At 65.9% G+C, this 18,241-nt stretch carries 14 protein-coding genes; 3 read left to right on the forward strand and 11 right to left on the reverse strand.

What is annotated here, in order from left to right; all coding sequences use genetic code 11:
• The first annotated feature begins 63 nt into the window (after positions 1-63).
• Positions 64-963, forward strand: a complete 900-nt coding sequence (locus ACQP1T_RS22460; protein WP_433755004.1) for a RecB family exonuclease — start codon at positions 64-66, stop codon at positions 961-963.
• Between the two features lie 2 nt (positions 964-965).
• Here ACQP1T_RS22460 and ACQP1T_RS22465 read toward each other — a convergent pair whose 3' ends face one another.
• The 11 genes from ACQP1T_RS22465 to metH all read right to left on the reverse strand — a co-directional run bounded on the left by ACQP1T_RS22465 (position 966) and on the right by metH (position 14,244).
• Positions 966-1,115: a hypothetical protein gene (locus tag ACQP1T_RS22465; RefSeq protein WP_433755005.1), complete on the reverse strand. Its 150-nt coding sequence runs from the start codon at positions 1,113-1,115 to the stop codon at positions 966-968.
• A gap of 252 nt (positions 1,116-1,367) precedes the next feature.
• Complete coding sequence (locus ACQP1T_RS22470) at positions 1,368-2,588, reverse strand: YeiH family protein (RefSeq protein ID WP_433755006.1); 1,221 nt, start codon at positions 2,586-2,588, stop codon at positions 1,368-1,370.
• Positions 2,588-2,722, reverse strand: coding sequence for a hypothetical protein (locus tag ACQP1T_RS22475; RefSeq protein WP_433755007.1), 135 nt, complete (start codon positions 2,720-2,722; stop codon positions 2,588-2,590). Before ACQP1T_RS22475 ends, ACQP1T_RS22470 begins: the two co-directional genes overlap by 1 nt.
• 146 nt (positions 2,723-2,868) lie before the next feature.
• Positions 2,869-3,720, reverse strand: coding sequence for an ATP phosphoribosyltransferase (gene hisG, locus ACQP1T_RS22480; protein ID WP_433755008.1), 852 nt, complete (start codon positions 3,718-3,720; stop codon positions 2,869-2,871).
• Between the two features lie 81 nt (positions 3,721-3,801).
• Positions 3,802-4,083, reverse strand: coding sequence for a phosphoribosyl-ATP diphosphatase (locus ACQP1T_RS22485; protein ID WP_433762313.1), 282 nt, complete (start codon positions 4,081-4,083; stop codon positions 3,802-3,804).
• Positions 4,084-4,178: 95 nt separating this feature from the next.
• Positions 4,179-5,990: a choline/carnitine O-acyltransferase gene (locus tag ACQP1T_RS22490; protein ID WP_433755010.1), complete on the reverse strand. Its 1,812-nt coding sequence runs from the start codon at positions 5,988-5,990 to the stop codon at positions 4,179-4,181.
• Positions 5,987-6,823, reverse strand: a complete 837-nt coding sequence (locus ACQP1T_RS22495) for a class I SAM-dependent methyltransferase (RefSeq protein ID WP_433755011.1) — start codon at positions 6,821-6,823, stop codon at positions 5,987-5,989. The genes ACQP1T_RS22490 and ACQP1T_RS22495 overlap by 4 nt, the downstream gene beginning before the upstream one ends.
• Before the next feature lie 10 nt (positions 6,824-6,833).
• Positions 6,834-7,697, reverse strand: a complete 864-nt coding sequence (locus tag ACQP1T_RS22500) for a HalD/BesD family halogenase (RefSeq protein WP_433755012.1) — start codon at positions 7,695-7,697, stop codon at positions 6,834-6,836.
• 201 nt (positions 7,698-7,898) lie between these two features.
• Positions 7,899-8,570, reverse strand: a complete 672-nt coding sequence (locus ACQP1T_RS22505; protein WP_433755013.1) for an HAD family hydrolase — start codon at positions 8,568-8,570, stop codon at positions 7,899-7,901.
• Positions 8,571-8,588: 18 nt separating this feature from the next.
• On the reverse strand, positions 8,589-10,223 hold the full coding sequence (locus tag ACQP1T_RS22510) for a protein kinase domain-containing protein (RefSeq protein ID WP_433755014.1): 1,635 nt from the start codon (positions 10,221-10,223) through the stop codon (positions 8,589-8,591).
• A 424-nt stretch (positions 10,224-10,647) separates the two neighbouring features.
• The gene (metH, locus tag ACQP1T_RS22515) at positions 10,648-14,244 is read right to left on the reverse strand and encodes a methionine synthase (protein WP_433755015.1); all 3,597 of its coding nucleotides are present in this window, start codon (positions 14,242-14,244) and stop codon (positions 10,648-10,650) included.
• Positions 14,245-14,380: 136 nt separating this feature from the next.
• Here metH and ACQP1T_RS22520 point away from each other — a divergent pair, with 136 nt between their 5' ends.
• Together ACQP1T_RS22520 and ACQP1T_RS22525 are read left to right on the forward strand one after the other, a co-directional pair.
• On the forward strand, positions 14,381-15,283 hold the full coding sequence (locus ACQP1T_RS22520) for a PAC2 family protein (RefSeq protein ID WP_051182178.1): 903 nt from the start codon (positions 14,381-14,383) through the stop codon (positions 15,281-15,283).
• 99 nt (positions 15,284-15,382) lie between these two features.
• Entirely contained in the window at positions 15,383-17,989 is a 2,607-nt protein-coding gene (locus ACQP1T_RS22525) for an AMP-binding protein (RefSeq protein WP_433755016.1), read from the forward strand.
• Positions 17,990-18,241: the final 252 nt, after the last annotated feature.

The raw sequence follows: 18,241 nt of genomic DNA on the forward strand, positions 1-18,241 counted from the left end.
GTTCGCTGGTCGTCGTTGCTGTGCGACACCGGCGTGTCGGTGCGCCCGGATAGCCTGCCAGGTATGCATCCGCCGGTAACCACGCCCCCTGCCGACACCGCGCAGCAGGTCGCATCCGATCGCCCGCGTCCGGCGCTGTCGCCCTCGCGGGCAATGGATTTCAAACAGTGCCCGCTGAAATACCGATTCCGGGCGATCGATCGGATTCCGGAGCCGCCGACGCGGATCGCGGTGCGCGGCACTGTGGTGCACGCGGTGCTGGAGGATCTGTACGGCCTGCCTGCCGGGGAACGCCGGTTCGAACGCGCTGCCGGGCTCGTCGAGCCCGCATGGGCGCGGGTGCTCGCCGATAGGCCCGAGATCGCCGAAGTGGTCGCAGCGGACGGACTGGCGGGCTTTCTCGGCGAGGTGCGCGCGTTCGTCGAGACGTACTACCGGTTGGAGGATCCGACCCGGTTCGATCCGGAGTCGTGTGAGTCGCGGGTGGAGGTCGAACTCGACGATGGTGTGCTGTTGCGCGGGTTCGTCGACCGCATCGATGTCGCGCCGACCGGTGAGCTGCGCGTCGTCGATTACAAGACGGGCCGCGCCCCCGGACTCGCCCAGGAGACCAAGGCACTGTTCCAGCTGAAGTTCTACGCCTTGGTCGTGCTCCGAACCCGCAAGATCTTGCCCACCCAATTGCGGCTTATCTACCTGGCCGACGAACAGATCCTCACCTATGCCCCGGACGAGGGCGAACTGCTGCGCTTCGAACGCACCCTCTCGGCGCTGTGGCAGGCCATTCTGGCGGCGGGGCGGACCGGTGAGTTCCTGCCGAGCACCAGCTGGCTGTGCGGACATTGCAGCTACAAGAGTCTGTGCCCCGCATTCGGCGGCACACCACCGGCGTATCCGGGCTGGCCGGACAGTGCGACCGGTGAGTCTCCGGACGAAACCTTCGCCGACGCGGTGGCCGACTGAGCTCAGCCGACGAACAGATTCAGATCGAGGCCATGCGAACCGAGTGCGGCGATCACCGCGATCAGCACGAATACGCCGACGGCATCACCGATCACCATGAGCACATTGCGGATCCGCCACCACGAACCGACCGACTCGACACTCGATTTCACTGGGTCCACCCCTGTCCTTCGTACCCGGACGGCACGGCCCCGTCCGAGGTCTTCCATAGTTGTTTCGCCCAACACGCCCCCAGTGTTGCCGGCCGAGCATGAAGTTTTCGTGACTTTGTCGCGAACTGAACGCACACGACACCGCTGTGCTCACCCACCCGCCGGCTACGCAAGCTCCGTCGGCTGCCATCGCCATGCGATGCTCGCCGTGGTGACCGGCGAGCACCGAAACGACAGGTTGCGGGTGTGGATCTACGCGGTGAAGTTGTGGAACAACAGGATCGACAGCCCCAAGCCGACGGCCAGATTGAAGACCGCCGCGGATCCGAAGACCACGACCGGACGCCAGCCGGCCTCGCGCAGCCCGCGCAGCGAGAACTCCAGACCGATGGAGACGAACGCGAAGATCAGGAACCAGGTCCGCAGATCGTTGACGATGGCGATATGCGCCGCGCCGGTCTTCTTGTCCACCGATTGCAGATACAGCGTGCCGATGACGGACGCGGCGACGAAGCCGATCACGAACTTCGGAAACCGCTCCCAGAACTGGCGCACCGAGGGCCGGGCCGCACCGGGAATGCGCTCAACCCGGATCGTGAAGTAGGCGGTAAGCGCGATGGCGACAATGCCGATGAGCGCATTCTGCGTGGTCTTCACGATGGTGGCGATCTGCAGCGCCTTCTCCCCCGCGATCGCACCGGAGGCCGCGACCGCCGCGGTCGTATCGATATTGCCGCCGATCCACGCGCCCGCGACCGCATCGGAGAGATCGAAAACATCAGCGAGCCACGGCAATACGAAGATCGACGGCAGCGCGAAGATGATCACCAGCGATGCCGCGTACGCGATCTGCTCGCGTTTGGCCTGCACCGCCCCCGCGGCCGCGATGGCGGCGCTGACACCGCAGATCGAAACGGCCGAGGAGAGCAGGGCCCGCAGCTTATCGTCGAGGCCGAGTCGGCCGCCCAGCCACCAGGTGAACCCGAAGACCGCGGTGATCAGCAGCAGTGCCTGCACGATCGACGGGCCCGCCGCGGTCACCAGGATCTTCAGATTGATCGATGCGCCGAGCAGCACCACACCGGTCTTGATGAAGAATTCGGTGCGGAAACCTGCCGAAAGGCGTTCCCGGAGATCGAGTTTCGCGAGTACGACATTGCCGATCAGACCGATGGCAATGGCGTACACCGGGAATTCGATGGACTTGGCGATTCGATGCAACGGTGTACCGACCGCCCACTGCGGCACATGGGTGTCGAAGTAGCGGGTCAGCGCGCCGAGCAGGATGACGACCGCGATCCCGGCTCCGATCTCCGCCACCGTCGGGCGTGAAATCGCCTGCAGTGCACCGGTTTCGGACAGGATCGCGGACGGCTCGACCGCCTCCGCGCTGGACTCCGCGGATTCGGTTTCCGCGGGGGCGGTATCGGCGCTCACCGCGGCCGTCTCGGTCCTTGCTTCACTCTCCGACATCACGGCACCAACCAATCCGGGATCGCGCCGACCAGGACCAGGGTGATGAGAACCAGACCGACGATGGCGGCCAGCCAGTCCTCATTCCATGCGAATGTGCTGCCCGAACGTTTCGCGGGCGGTGTCTGTGACACGGTGGTACTCCTTGCATTTCCTCATCGAGGCCGCAACGTACCAATCAACCGCAGGTCAGCGCACCGATTGCAATCGCAGTGAATCGATCACTCGCACAAAACGACTCGGCCCCGCCGAGCGACGGGGCCGAGTGGTCGACATCGGGTCAGAAGGCGCGGCAGGACCGGATATCGAAGGCCAGAATGGCCTTCGCGCCGAGTTCGGCGAGCTGGTCCATCACCTCATTGCCCTGTTTGCGCGGCACCATGGCACGGATCGCGACCCAGTTCGAATCGGCGAGCGGGGATACCGTCGGCGACTCGAGGCCGGGCGTGATCTCGACCGCCTGCTCCAGGAGCTCCTTCGGGCAGTCGTAGTCCAACATGATGTACTGCTGACCGAATACGACGCCCTGGATGCGGGCGATGAGCTGATTGCGGGCTCGTTCGTTCTGATCGGAGCCGGTGCGCTCGATGAGCACGCCCTCCGAATCGCACAGCGTCTCGCCGAAGGCGATCAGATTGTGCTGGCGCAGCGTGCGACCGGAGCCCACCACATCGGCGATGGCATCGGCTACCCCGAGCTGGATGGAGATCTCGACCGCGCCGTCGAGGCGGATCACCTCGGCCTCGATGCCGCGCCGCTGCAGATCGCTCAGGACCAGATTGGGGTACGAGGTGGCGATGCGCTTGTCGTAGAGGTCCTCGACCTTCCATTCGCGCCCGGCCGGTGCGGCGTAGCGGAAGGTGGATCGGCCGAAGCCGAGTGCGAGCCGTTCCTGCACCGGCGCACCGGAATCCAGCGCCAGATCACGGCCGGTGATGCCGAGGTCGAGCTCACCGGAGCCGACGTAGATGGCGATGTCCTTGGGCCGCAGGAAGAAGAACTCGACCTGGTTGGCCGGATCGAGGACGGTCAGGTCGCGAGAATCGGTGCGCTTGCGGTAACCGGCCTCGGCGAGGATCGAGGTTGCCGATTCGGAGAGTGCGCCTTTATTGGGGACTGCGACGCGCAGCATGGGAAGGGGTCCTTTCGGGAGGAGAACTAGGGATCGACGTGGCGGCGCGAGCGACGGCCCCGGAGGCGGCGGCCACCGCCGTCACAGATGTCGGTACACGTCTTCCAGCTTCAGCCCGCGGCCCACCATCAGCACCTGGACCCAGTACAGCAGTTGCGAAATCTCCCCGGCGAGCGCCTCGTCCCCCTCGTGCTCGGCGGCCAACCAGATCTCACCGGCCTCCTCGAGCACCTTCTTACCCTGGAAATGCACACCGGCGTCCAATGCCGCCACGGTCCCGGACCCCTCGGGGCGGGTGACCGCACGATCTTGCAGCTCGGCGAACAGGGTTTCGAAGTTCTTCACGGTGAGCCATTGTTTCAGACGGGTATGCGGGCCCGTTGCTCCGGCCCGGCACCACCCATCGGGCGCACGCTTCGCACCCCTTGTGACGGACACAAGGGGTGCGAAGCCATGCGTCAGGCCTCGGAGAGCAGGCCCTCCAGGTCGGCTACCGCAGTGCGGAGGTGGTCGGCGAAGGCGTACATCTCGGCGGCGACCGGTTTCGGGGTGGCCAGATAGATGTTCCAGCGGTCCGGCAGCAGGACGTAGGCGATGCCGATGCACTTCTGGCTGGTGGAGCCGAAACCGAAGTAGCGGATATTGACCGACGGTGCCGAGCTGGTGCTCAGGTAGTCGTCGCGCATGATCGTCCAACCGGGACTGGTGTAGAGCGGGATCGGTTCGGTGACGCCGAGTTCGGCGCCGCGCCGCCGCTGGATCCACTCGAGTTCCCACAGATGCTGTTCGGGCGCGTCACCTGCCTGACACTGCTTGGCGCGTTCGACGTGCGCACTCGCGGCCGTCCGTGCGGCAGCGAGCCGGTCGGCCGGTGCGACCGTCGGATCCTGCATGGCATCGACGAAGGCCACCATCTCCGGTGTCACCACCCGCATGGCCTCGGTGCGGCCGTTGCGGTACTGCCTGGTGGCAATGGATTCGTAGGTGGCGCCGGTCAATCCCTTGCTGCGCCGGTGCGCCAGCTGATAGCTCAGCTGTGCGAACGCGTCCGGTGAGATGCCGAGCTGTTTGGCGCGGGCAGTGCCGAAATCGAAAGATACTGTCGCGGTGGCATTCTCGGCCGCATACCGGGAGAACGCCGCCCCGGCCGCCGCGATATCGGCGCGCTGCGCCTGATCGAGCACGAATTCGATCGGTTCGACCGGGGGCAACCCCTGCGGCTGCGCCCCGGCCCGTTCGGCATGTTCGGCAGCCGGAGCCTGCAGCAGCGCATCGACGAAGGACAGGATGGTGGTGCCGTCGAGGCCGCAGTGCTCGACATTGATGCCAGCCTGGCCATCGGCGAAGACGATGAACGACACCGACTTGTCGAACCAGCGGTTGGCACTGTCACCGTGCAGCAGCTGATCACAGGCCTGCAGTTCATCGCGCGGCGTGAAATCCTCCAGGCACACAGCGAACAGCGCGGTCTCGATCGTGTCCAAGGCCGCGACATTGGCGGGTTCGGCCCGCAGTCCCTGCCTACTGACCGCCCATTCGGCCCGCGCCTTGGTGGTCAGATGGCCGACAGCGGTATCGGTGCGGGCCGAGCGCGCACCAGCCTTGAGCACCGCACGCAGCCCATCGGCGAGATCCTCCAGCGAATAGGGCACACCGTCCGGGCCGATCACATCCATCCGGAACATGCTGCCGTGGAAGAACACCACGATATGCCGGGCATCAGACGGTCCGGGCCATTCGTCGCTGTAGGGCACCCGGACGGAATCCTGCGTCTCCCCCGGAATCCGGGTCTCGGAGAACAGGTACTTGTTCTGCCACATGGACAGCTGCTGTCCGCGCTGGGTGACCGGCGGGATCGCCTCGATATCGAGGGCCAGCTTGTAATCGACCGCGGCCGTGATGATCGCGGCCGCCCGCTCCACCTGCGAGGCCCCGGTGGAGGTGGCCAGTGCGGTGTCATCGCGGAACAGGAAGAAGAAGTTGGCATTCAACGCGATGCGATCGCGACGGCCCAGATAGCGCGACGGCCAGAACAGATCCAGCCAGCTCCCGACACCGGGAGTGGCATCGTATTCGGCAAGTGCCGCGTGCAGCTTTCGGCCCGCACCGTCGGGGCGAAGCAGGTCGGCCACCGCGGCCTCGGTGCTGGCGAATTCGTCGGCGGTCAGCAATGGCGCACACCACTGCAGCAACCGCGCGCCGCTGTCCTCCAGCGTCGGCAGGGGCACCCGTGGCAGGTGGTCGTCGGCGGCGAAGGTGCGTTCGGTCAATGCGGGTCCTTGGGGTCGGCGTGTTTCGGTAGTGGTCGCGAGATGTACAGGTTGGCGAGCAGCCAACCAGTACTTTCCTGGCCAACGGTGTCGATTCCGTTGGCGGCCAAGGCATTCAGCACCCGGGTGCGTTCATTATCGGATGCGAACTTGCGTTGTTCGAACACCCCGGGGGCTCGCTCGGTGCGATAGCCGAGCGCGGCCAGCTCCGCGGCGATCGGTTCGAAACTGAACATGCGTAGTACGAAGTGTGCCATCCACGGCCGACGACGCGGGTGCGCCGTCGCCACCCTGGCCAGCGTCTTCTCGGTGACGTATCCGACGCAACCGGTCGAGATGACGATATCGGCGGCCGCCAGCGTACGGCGTTGCGCCTCGGTCGGGTCCGCGGCCTCGAGATCCGCGTGCACCGTGTCGTGCAGGAATCCGGCTTCCTCGGCGTAGGCCAGCGCCGGGCGGGCGGCATCCATACCGATGAAGCGGACGCCGGGGAGTTGGTCGCGGGTGTTCATGCGGGCCCGATCGCGGGCGATGAGTTCGGTTCGATCGGCGTCCTCGGCGCCGCCGTAGTGCTCGGCGAGTTCGCTCACGGTGGTGTCCAAGCGCAGCAGGGCCGCGTTGACGCCGTAGGAGCAACCGATATCGAGCACGGTCGGGGTGTCCACGCGCGCCGAGGCGCGGTATTCCCGAATCTGCTGCTGGAAGTGTGGTTTCGCCAGTTCCGGTATGCGGTAATCCAATTCGGCCATCCGGGCGTAATAATCGCGCGGATCGGGACGGTCGTAGATATCGTCGAAGGAAGCTTTTCCGGTCGTATGCAACGGCACTGGCATGTCGTCCCTCTCAGTCGAGCAACCGATCGCCACGGACGGCGTCGGCCGCGGCGGTTAGGTGATCGGGCAGCACCCGCCCGAACAGTTGGCGGGTGCGTTCCACGGTGCCGATGACACCGGGCCGATCGGTATAGGCGAAAATCGCCGAATGCCGTGCAGTTCCGCCCTCGACCGGCGAAACCCGGTGCAGCGAGAAGCGGCCCTGGAACAGTTGCAGATCGCCGGGCCGCAGATCGAGGCGCCGGATCAGCTGCGCACCGGATCCGGTGAGCACATCCCGCACATCGTCGAGGTTCTCGGCGTGCGGTGAGCGAATATTCGGGCAGTACTCGAAGATTCCACCGGTCTGCGCGGGCTGGGTCAACATACTGACGGTGAATTCATTGGTGTCGAAATGCCACGGATGCGACATTCCGGGCGCGACCACATTCAGGCACAATCCGGCCAAAGGGTCTGCGAATTCGTGCAATTCGGTCAATCCGAAGCAATCCGCGACGAAGCGCTGGAACACCGCACTGGTATAGAGCCGGTGGATCAGCGCCTCGGCCGGGATGCGGTCGCGCGGGACGAAGGCATTGCCGCGTTCCAGCACGATGCGGCCCGGATGGCCCTGTGGCAGTTCGGTATTCAACGGAATGTTGTACGCGTTGACCCGTTCGACCTCGTAGTGCGCATCCGGCGCCATCGCCTCGCCCTGCGCACGCAAGGTCTCGATCAACTCCGGACGGATGAACTCCCGCAGTACGGTGCAGCCACTTTCGGCCAGTTCCGCGCGCGCCCGGGCCACCGCTTCGCCCCACGCCGCACCGGTCGGATCCCCCAGCGGATACCGTGCCGTATCGACGATCTCGTCCAGGACATCCGTCGCTGCCATGGCGTCATTTTGGTAGAGCGATCGGCGACACGCCCGGGATTCGACAAAGTTGCCGGTGACTAGAGTCACACGTACCAACTGCGCGCACTTGCGTTGCGGCACAGTAACTCTCACTATGCCGAGGTCGGGAGTGTCGGCTCACGAAGGGCGGGACTCGTGATCATGATCCGTCCCGAAAGCGCCCCTACTCGGTTGCGCGGTTCAACCTCTGACGCGTAGCGCGTCTTCCAGATCCCGCAGGGTCAATCCCACCAATGAGTTACGGAATACCCGCTCCGGGGCCGCCGAAACCGGTATCTCACACGGGATCACGATGACCGCACAACCCGCGGCACCGGCCGCGGCCGCACCGGTCGGCGAATCCTCCAGTGCCACACAGTCTCGCGGGTGCACGCCGAGCAGTTCGGCGGCGCGCAGATAGATCTCGGGTTCGGGCTTGCCGTGCTCGACTTCGTCACCGCAGACCGAAACGTCGAAGAAATCGCGGCCGAGCGTATCCAATCCGAATTCCGTAAGCGACCGCTTGGTATTGGTAACCAAGGCGGTCGCGAGACCGGCGGTGCGCACCAACGCGAGCGCATCCTTCGCACCGGGACGCCATGGGATGGGGCCCGCCATCAACTCGGTCACCCGCCGCTCGATGAATTCACCCGCCGCTCGGACCGCATCCGGTGTCGCCTCGACACCCAAACCGTCGAAAATGAGCCGAAGGGCGTTCGGTCCGGACGCACCGATCAACGAATGCCGAAGTTCATCGGTCATCTCGTGACCGTGGGCGCGCGCCAGTTCGCGCACGGCGATATCCCACAGCTTCTCCGAATCGAGCAGCGTGCCGTCCATATCCCACAGCACCCCGGCAAGTCGTGCCGACACCCGATTCGTCTCCCTTGTCTACACGCCCGAAGCGGCGATCAGCAATCGCCCGTTGTCCGACACGACCTGGATCCATCGGTTCTCCGATGAGGACGAGCCGTTCTTCAGGTTATAGGTAAGCGAAACGACGGCCCGGTTCTCACCGTTCGGCGTGACGCCGCCCACACTCACCGAACGAACGGTGGACCAGAACTGCGAATAGGAGCCGAAGCCCCCGGTCTGGGCCTGATAGGACGGCGTCAGCTGGGACCACCCGCCCTGCACATTGCCGGGCAGCATCCCGTAGTAGCCATAGACGAATTGCGAGATCCGGTCCGGGGTGGCCGGACCGAGCGGAGTGCTGACGGTCGTCGGGGGTGCGGTGGTGGACGGCTTGGTCGACGAGGTCGGCGGCACCGTGGTGCTGGGCTGGGTGGTCGGTGCCGTGGTCGTCGGCTCCGGCTGGCCCGGTTGGATCGCGATCGGCGACTCCGGTCCGGTCTCGGAGCTTGTCGGCGCGGGCGTCGGCGTCGTCGAGCCGACCGCGCTACCGCCCTTGTCGTCGTTGTTCAGCGACGACACGATGACCGCGACCAGCACCAGCACCGCGACCGCGGCGGCCGCGGCCACCGCGATCAGACGGCCGCGACTCTGCTCGCCATCGCCGCCGCCGGGCAGGGTGCCACCGGACTTCGGCGGTGCGGGCGGCGGCGCGACGGGGACGGCCGGGGCACCCAGCGCGACGACCTGTGTCGCGTCTTCCGTGCTGTCCGACTTGTTCAGCACGGTGGTCGCATCGGCGCCGGGTGCCGGCAGCACCCTGGTCACCGTCGGCGTGGACACCAACGCCGGAGTCCGACCCGCCGCAACGGCTTCCAGCGCCTCCTTGGCCTCGCGCATATTCGGGCGGCCATCGATCGAGGCGGCCAGCAGCCGCATCAACACCGGCCCGAGTTCTCCGGCGTGCCGCGGCGGCGGGATCTGTGCCCGGGCCGCGGCGTGCAGGACCGCGAGCGCGTTATCACCCTCACCGAAGGGCGGACTGCCCTCGACCGCCGCGTACAGCGTGGAGCCGAGTGCGAAGACATCCGAGGCCGGTTCCGGATTCTCGCCGCGCGCCACCTCAGGCGCGAGGTAGGCCGGGGTGCCCGCCAAAAACCCGGTCGCGGTGACGGTCACATCGCCCACGGCGCGGGAGATGCCGAAGTCGGTGATCTTCACCGTGCCGTCGTCGCCGACGAGCAGATTCGCCGGTTTCACATCCCGGTGCATGATGCCCGCATCGTGTGCGGCGGCCAGCGCGCCAGCGGCCTGGGCCCCGATGCGGGCCACCTCGGTCGGCGCGAGGGTCCGCTTGCCCGCCAGTTTCGCCGCCAGGCTCGGCGCGTTCATGTACTCCATGACCAGCCACGGCTGGCCGTCCTCCTCGGCGACATCGAAGACGGTGATCGCGTTGGGGTGGTGTAGTCGCGCGGCGATGCGGCCCTCCCGCATGGCCCGCAGCTTGGCCTCCAGGGCCTGGGACCGGGACAGACCGGGTGCGAGCACCAGCTGCTTCACCGCGACCGTGCGACGCAGCCGCACGTCGGTGGCCCGCCACACCACACCCATGGCCCCGGTGCCGATCGGATCCGTCAGCCGATACCGTCCAGCGATCAACCGGTCCGCCGTCATGGTGTTGTGCCCCTCCTGCTTGCCCGCCGAGCCAATTCCGCACTCCGCGCGTAAGCGGAAATCTTCGAAAATGCTACGCGCCGAAGTCCTTTGCACCCGAATTGCCGAAGGACGTACGCATCCGCCGACTGCCCCGGATGCAGTTGCAACAGTTCAGACTTTGTCACACCCGACCGACATCCATCCACCGTCGCGCGAACCCGAAGGCGATAGCCCAGGTCAGAGCCGCGAGGCCGACCGGATGGGCCCGCGCGTCGCAATCCCTCGTGTCGTCTCGGCACCAATTGATCTCACATATCACGAGGTAATCAAGGCCATCGCCGCATCGGAAACGCTCCGATCGAACCGATTCCGATGCGGTGAGAATCACAACGTCCGAACCGGTCGGATAACGAATCCCGCCCAGAAACAGACTGGTCGGCAGTTACGTATTGAAGTACTTGGCCTCCGGATGCAGCAGCACGAACGCATCGGTCGACTGCTCCGGATGCAGCTGTAACTCCTCCGACAGTACGACGCCGATGCGGTCGGCCTCGAGCAGGTCGACCAATTTGGCGCGATCCTCCAGTTCCGGGCAGGCGCCGTAGCCGAAGGAGTAGCGGGCGCCGCGATAGCCGAGCTTGAAGTACTCCTGCACATCCGACGGGTCGGAATCGGCGACCGAATGTCCCTCCAGCACCAACTCTTCGCGGACCCGGCGGTGCCAGTACTCGGCCAGCGCCTCGGTGAGCTGGACGCCGATGCCGTGCACCTCGAGGTAGTCGCGGTAGTTGTCGGCCGCGAACAGTTCATTGGCGAAGTCGGCGATCGGCTGACCCATGGTGACCAACTGGAACGGCAGCACATCGACCTGACCGGTTTCGCGGGCGCGTTCGCGCGAGCGGATGAAGTCGGCGATGCACAGGAACCGGTCGCGCTGCTGGCGCGGGAAGGTGAATCGGTAGCGTTGCGGCGCATCCGGATCGGGCTCGGTCAGCACGATCACGTCATCGCCCTCGGAGACCGCGGGGAAGTACCCGTAGACCAGCGCCGCATGCTGCAGCACACCTTCGGTGGACAGTCGATCCAGCCAGTACCGCAGCCGCGGCCGACCCTCGGTCTCCACCAACTCCTCGTAGCTCGGACCCTCACCACCGCGCTGGCCACGCAGACCCCACTGCCCGAGGAACAGCGCGCGCTCGTCGAGCAGTCCCGAATACTCGTGCAGCGAAACGCCTTTCACCACCCGGGTACCCCAGAACGGCGGCACCGCGACCGGCAGATCCGCGGCCACATCCGAGCGCGCGGGCACCTCGATCGGCACCTCGGCCGCCTTTCGCTCTTCGGCGATCCGCTTGGAACGCTCGTGGCGTGCCTTGCGCTCTGCCGCCTTCTCGCGTTCCGCGATCGCCTCCGGGCTGTCCGGATCGATGCCGCCGCCGCGCTTGCGGGTCATGATGTCGTCCATCAACCGCAGACCCTCGAAGGCATCGCGGGCGTAGTGCACATCGCCGTGGTAGACCTCGGTGAGATCGTTCTCGACATAGGCGCGGGTCAGCGCCGCACCGCCGAGCAGCACCGGGAACTGGTCGGCGACGCCCTTGGCGTTGAGCTCCTGCAGGTTCTCCTTCATCACCACGGTCGACTTCACCAGCAGGCCGGACATGCCGATCACATCGGCCTTCTTGTCGACGGCGGCGTCCAGAATGGTCGCGATCGGCTGTTTGATGCCGAGGTTGACGACCTCGTAGCCATTATTGGACAGGATGATGTCGACCAGATTCTTGCCGATATCGTGCACATCGCCCTTGACGGTGGCCAGCACGATGCGGCCCTTACCGCTGTCGTCGGTGGCCTCCATATGCGGCTCCAGGTAGGCCACCGCCGCCTTCATCACCTCGGCCGACTGCAGCACGAACGGCAGCTGCATCTGGCCGGAGCCGAACAGCTCACCGACCGTCTTCATGCCCGACAGCAGCGTTTCATTGATGATCTGCAGCGGCGGCACTTCGGTCATGGCGGCATCGAGGTCGGCCTCCATTCCGGCCTTCTCACCGTCGACGATGCGGCGCTCCAGCCGCTCGAACAGCGGCAATGCCGCCAATTCCTCCGCGCGCGAGGCCCGCGACGACGAGGCCGACACACCCTCGAACAGCGACATGAGCTTCTGCAGCGGGTCGTAACCGTCGCGGCGTCGGTCGTAGACCAGATCCAGCGCTGTCTCGCGCTGCTCCTCCGGAATGCGGGCGATCGGCAGGATCTTGGAGGCGTGCACGATCGCGGAATCCAGTCCGGCCTGGACGCATTCGTGCATGAACACCGAGTTCAGCACCTGGCGCGCGGCCGGATTGAGGCCGAAGGAGATATTCGACAGACCGAGGGTGGTCTGCACCTCGGGATGCTTCTGCTTGAGCAGCCGGATGGCCTCGATGGTTTCGACGCCGTCGCGCCGCGACTCCTCCTGGCCGGTGCCGAGGGTGAAGGTCAGCGTGTCGATGATGATGTCGCTTTCGCGCAGACCCCAGTTGCCGGTGATATCGGCAATGAGTCGCTCGGCGATCTCCACCTTCTTCTCGGCGGTGCGGGCTTGGCCCTCTTCATCGATGGTCAGCGCGACCACCGCGGCGCCGTGTTCGGCGACCAGCTTCATGGTCTGCTGGAACCGAGAGTCCGGACCGTCACCGTCCTCATAGTTGACCGAGTTGACCGCGCAGCGCCCACCGAGATGTTCCAAACCGGCCTGCAGGACCGGTGTTTCGGTGGAGTCGAGCATGATCGGCAGGGTCGAGGCGGTCGCCAGCCGCGACGCCAGTGCCGCCATATCCGTGGTGCCGTCGCGTCCGACGTAGTCGACGCACAGGTCGAGCATGTGCGCGCCGTCGCGGGTCTGATCCTTGGCGATATCGAGGCATTTCTGCCAGTCCTCGGCCAGCATGGCGTCACGGAATGCCTTGGAGCCGTTGGCATTCGTGCGCTCGCCGATCATCAGAACGGAGGCGTCCTGTTCGAACGGCACCGCGGTGTACATGCTCGATACGCTCGGCTCGTGCACCGGTTCGCGGCGCTCCCCCAGCGGCGGCAGCGTCGGTTCCACCTCGCGTACCGCCGCGGTGACCTGACGAATATGTTCGGGTGTCGTACCGCAGCAGCCGCCGACCAGGGCGAGCCCGAATTCGGATACGAAGCCGCGCAACGCGATTGCCAGCTCTTCCGGAGTCAGCGGATATTCCGCGCCGTTCGCGCCGAGCACGGGCAGACCGGCATTCGGCATGACCGACACCGGAACCGTGGCATGCCGGGACAGATGGCGCAGATGTTCGCTCATCTCGGCCGGGCCGGTGGCGCAGTTCAAGCCGATCATGTCGATACCGAGCGGTTCCAGCGCGGTGAGCGCCGCGCCGATCTCGCTGCCGACCAGCATGGTGCCGGTGGTCTCGACCGTGACGTGGGTGATGATCGGAATGCGCCTGCCCAGCTTGACCATGGCGCGCTGACTTCCGGTCACCGCGGCCTTGACCTGCAACAGGTCCTGGCAGGTCTCGATCAGGATGGCGTCCGCACCGGCCTCGAGCATGCCGAGCGCGGCCTCGGTGTAGGCATCGCGCAGCGCGGTAAAGGGGGCATGACCCAGGGTCGGCAGTTTGGTGCCCGGTCCCATCGAACCCAGCACGTAGCGCGGGGTGCCGTCGGCGCTCGGGCCCATCTCGTCGGCGACCTCACGGGCCAGCCGGGTGCCGCGCTCGGACAGATCGCGAATCCGGTCGGCGATGTCGTAGTCGGCCAGGTTCGGCAGATTGCAGCCGAAGGTATTGGTCTCGACCGCGTCCGCACCGGCCTCGAAGTACGCGCGATGGATATTGCGCAGCACATCCGGGCGGGTGTCGTTGAGGATTTCGTTGCAGCCCTCCAGACCACGGAAGTCGTCCATGGTCAGTTCGGCCGCCTGCAACATCGTGCCCATCGCACCGTCGCCGATCACGACACGCCGACGAAGGGTGTCGAGAAGGGTGGTATCGAAGGCGGCTGAGCTGGACGCAGACATGTGATCAAGCGTAGTGGGCCGCTGCGACAGGCCGAACCACCGTATCGGTGTCGGGCGCCACACCTGCCCAGACAGATGAACCGACGGTGCCGCGCCGACTGCGCAAATTCAACGCCGCGTGCTCACAAGCCGTAGGCTGACCGGGGTGAACTCCAGTGAATCTCCGGTGTCACCCGAGCCGGAACTGCCGACGTTGCGGGATCCTGTGCTGGTCGCCGCCTTCGAAGGCTGGAACGATGCGGGTGATGCGGCAAGTGGTGCCGTCGAGCATCTGGAACTGATCTGGGATGCCGAGCCGCTGGCCGAACTCGACTCCGAGGACTACTACGACTACCAGGTCAATCGGCCGACGGTACGTCAGGTCGACGGTGTGACCAGGGAAATCCAGTGGCCCTCCACCATGCTCTCGGTCTGCTCGCCGCCCGGCAGCGATCGCGACGTGGTGCTGCTGCGCGGTATCGAGCCCAATATGCGCTGGCGCAGCTTCTGCGCGGACCTGCTCGAGTTCATCGAACAACTCGGCGTGCAGACCGTCGTCATACTCGGCGCACTGCTCGCCGATACCCCGCACACCCGCCCGGTGCCGGTCACCGGTTCGGCCTATAGCAAGGAAGCCGCCGAGCGGTTCAGCCTGGAACAGACCCGCTACGAGGGACCCACCGGTATCACCGGGGTGCTGCAGGATCAGTGTGTCAAGGCGGGCGTACCCGCCGTCTCGTTCTGGGCGGCCGTGCCGCATTACGTCTCCCAGCCGCCGAATCCGAAGGCGACCATCGCGCTGCTGCACCGCGTCGAGGATGTGCTCGATATCGAGGTGCCGCTCGGTGAGCTACCCAAACAGGCCGAGGACTGGGAGACAGCCGTCAACGAGATGACCGTCGGCGACGACGAGATCAGCGAGTATGTGCGCTCGCTCGAGGAACGCGGCGACGCGGCCGTCGATCTCAACGACGCGATGGCCAAGATCGATGGCGACGCGATCGCGGCCGAATTCGAAAAGTACCTGCGCAGGCGGGGTCCGGGCAGCTTCGGCCTGTAATCGGTTCGCGCCGTTGCGGTTCGGGTTCGGACAATTCACCGAAAGTTCGCCAGGGGGCCACGCGTAGGTACGGATAGGCTTGCCATCTAGACTTCCCGCGTGACTATTCACCGGATCGTCGCGCACCTTCGCAGTTTCGACGACCGGATCGCCGTCCTCTGCTCACGATCTCCATCGGCGGCCGTCACAGCAGCGGAATCGGTGCCGGATGGTTTGGAGCGGATCACCTATGCGCAGCTGGCGGCACGTGTCGAGGAGTATGCGCGGCAGCTCGGAGCGAACCGGCGTCTCGTCGCGCTCGCGGCGCGCAACGATATCGACTCGCTCGTCGCATATCTCGGCGCGCTGAGCGCGGGCTGCGTGGTTCTGCTCACCGCGGAGATCACCAGCGAATTGCTGGGCACCTACGATCCCGATGTCGTGATCGATGCGGGCCCGCCCGATATTCGGCGGGCCCGCTCGGCACATCGCCTGCATCCGGAGTTGGCGCTGCTGCTGAGCACTTCGGGTTCGACCGGTTCGCCGAAGCTGGTGCGATTGTCCGCGGCCAGTCTGCTGTCGAACGCGGATGCCATTGCCGAATATCTGGCTATCGACGCCGATGATCGCGCCGCGACGACCCTGCCGATGTTCTATTGCTACGGATTGTCGGTCGTGCACAGCCATCTGCTGCGCGGCGCGAGTCTGCTGCTCACCGACCGGTCTGTCCTGGACGGCGAATTCTGGGTCCAGTTCCGTCATTACGGCGCAACATCTTTCGCGACGGTGCCCTACACGATCGATCTGCTCGAACGCATCGGCTTCGCCGAGATGTCACTGCCGAGCCTGCGCTACGTCACCCAAGCGGGCGGGCGCCTCGCACCCGAGCGGGTCCGTGACTATGCCGGGCTCGGCAAGCGGGCGGGCTGGGACTTCGTCGTCATGTACGGCCAGACCGAGGCCACCGCGCGAATGGCCTATCTGCCACCGGAATTGGCCGCCGAACATTCGGACTGCATCGGCAAGCCGATTCCCGGCGGCCGATTCACCCTCGAGCCGGTGCCGGATACCGACGAGGAGGAGCTGGTCTATCACGGACCGAATGTGATGCTCGGCTATGCCGACGGCCCATGCGATCTCGCCCTCGGCCGCACGGTCGACTCGCTGCGCACCGGCGATCTGGCCCGACGCACCCACGATGGCCTGTACCAGGTGGTCGGCAGGCGCAGCCGATTCGCCAAGATCTTCGGGCTGCGTATCGATCTGCAGCGGCTCGAATCCGGTTTGGCGGCGGCGGGTTTCACGGCGTGCTGTACCGATAGTGGCGATCAGTTGGTCGTCGCCGCCGAACGCCCGGCGCAAGCGCTGGCCGGGACCGCCGCCGAACTGTCCGGTCTGCCCGCCGCGGCCATTCGCGCGTGCGCGGTCGAGGAAATACCGCGCCTGGCCAATGGCAAGCCCGACTATCCGGCGATCCGCCGACTCCCCGCAGCCGAATCCGACCTGCCGCCACGGGATATCCGCGCGCTCTACGCCATTGCCCTCGGCATCGATCCCGACCGGGTCCGGCCGGACAGCACCTTCGTCGATCTCGGCGGCAATTCGCTGACCTACATCACCACCTCGACCCGCCTCGAGCGGGCACTCGGCCGGCTGCCCGCGAACTGGCCGGACCTGACCGTCGCCGAGCTCGAGCGAGTTCCGGACGGCCACCGGACATTCGGTCGCACAGTGGACACCCCGACCTTGTTGCGCGCCGCCGGGATCGTACTGATCGCGGGCTCGCATATCGGCATGTTCACGCTTTGGGGTGCGGCACATATCCTGCTCGGTGTCGCCGGATTCAACTTCGCCCGCTTCTCGATCACCATGACTCCGCGCGCCGAACGGCTGCGCCACGCGCTGCGCACGGTGGCGCTCATCGCGATCCCGACCGCCGCCTGGGTAGCGCTCACGCTGCTGTTCACCGACTACTACAGCTGGCAGAACGTGTTGCTGCTCAACAAGTTTCTCGGACCGCGCGACAGCGATACCGCCGGGCACCTGTGGTTCATCGAGGTGCTTGTGCTGTTCATGGTCGTGTCCGCGCTCTTGGTGCGGGTGCCGTTCGTCGATGCCGTGCAGCGGCGCGAGCCGTTCTGGTTCGCCATGGGCCTGGTCGGTCTGACCATGGTGTTCCGGCTCTGGTCGTTCGGGCTCTACCCGGCCAAGGATGTGCCGTTCTCGCCGCTGGCCTGCTGGTTCTTCGCCCTCGGCTGGGCGGCCGCGAAGGCTACGGCGATCTGGCAGCGGCTGTTGGTCAGCGCGGTGCTACTGATCTCGGTGCCCGGCTACTTCGGCGTTCCCGATCGGGAGCGGCTGGTGATGTGCGGGCTGCTGTTGTTGATCTGGCTGCCCGCGGTCCGCGTGCCCGCCTTGGTCGCCGGGGTCGCCGCGCTGCTTGCCGACAGCTCGTTATTCGTCTATCTGCTGCACTGGCAGGTCTATCCGCCATTCGGGCAACACCATGTCGCGGCGCTGCTCGCATCCCTCGCGGCCGGTGCGGTCGCGACCTGGCTGGTGGCGAACCTGCGACGCAGGTCAGTCCTGGGGCACAGCTTCTTCGTCAAGAGCCTCGTCTCGAAGCGCACAGCTCTCGATGGTCCACACCTGCGCCGCCGCATCCTGGGCCAGCTTCGCGAGCAGAATGTCTCGCGGAATCGTCTGGCCGGCAAAGTGATCGAGTGACGGCACCACCACATGGTGCGCATCAGCCCGCTTGAGCTCCTGGGTCAGCTCGGCGAATGCCGTGCCGTCACCGGAAGTCGATTCATGGAATGTTGCGGCGAAGCAGAGCCCTTCCTCGCGGGCGAGGCTGCTCATCGCATCCTCGAGCTCTGCACTGTGGCCATCGGCCAGGTCGTCACGCAAGTATCCATAGATCAACGCTTCCACCCGAACCTCCGTTGGATTGGGGATCTCGCTGTTCTCTTATGTGGA

Source organism: Nocardia sp. CA-135398, assembly GCF_050955845.1.
Taxonomy (GTDB): domain Bacteria; phylum Actinomycetota; class Actinomycetes; order Mycobacteriales; family Mycobacteriaceae; genus Nocardia.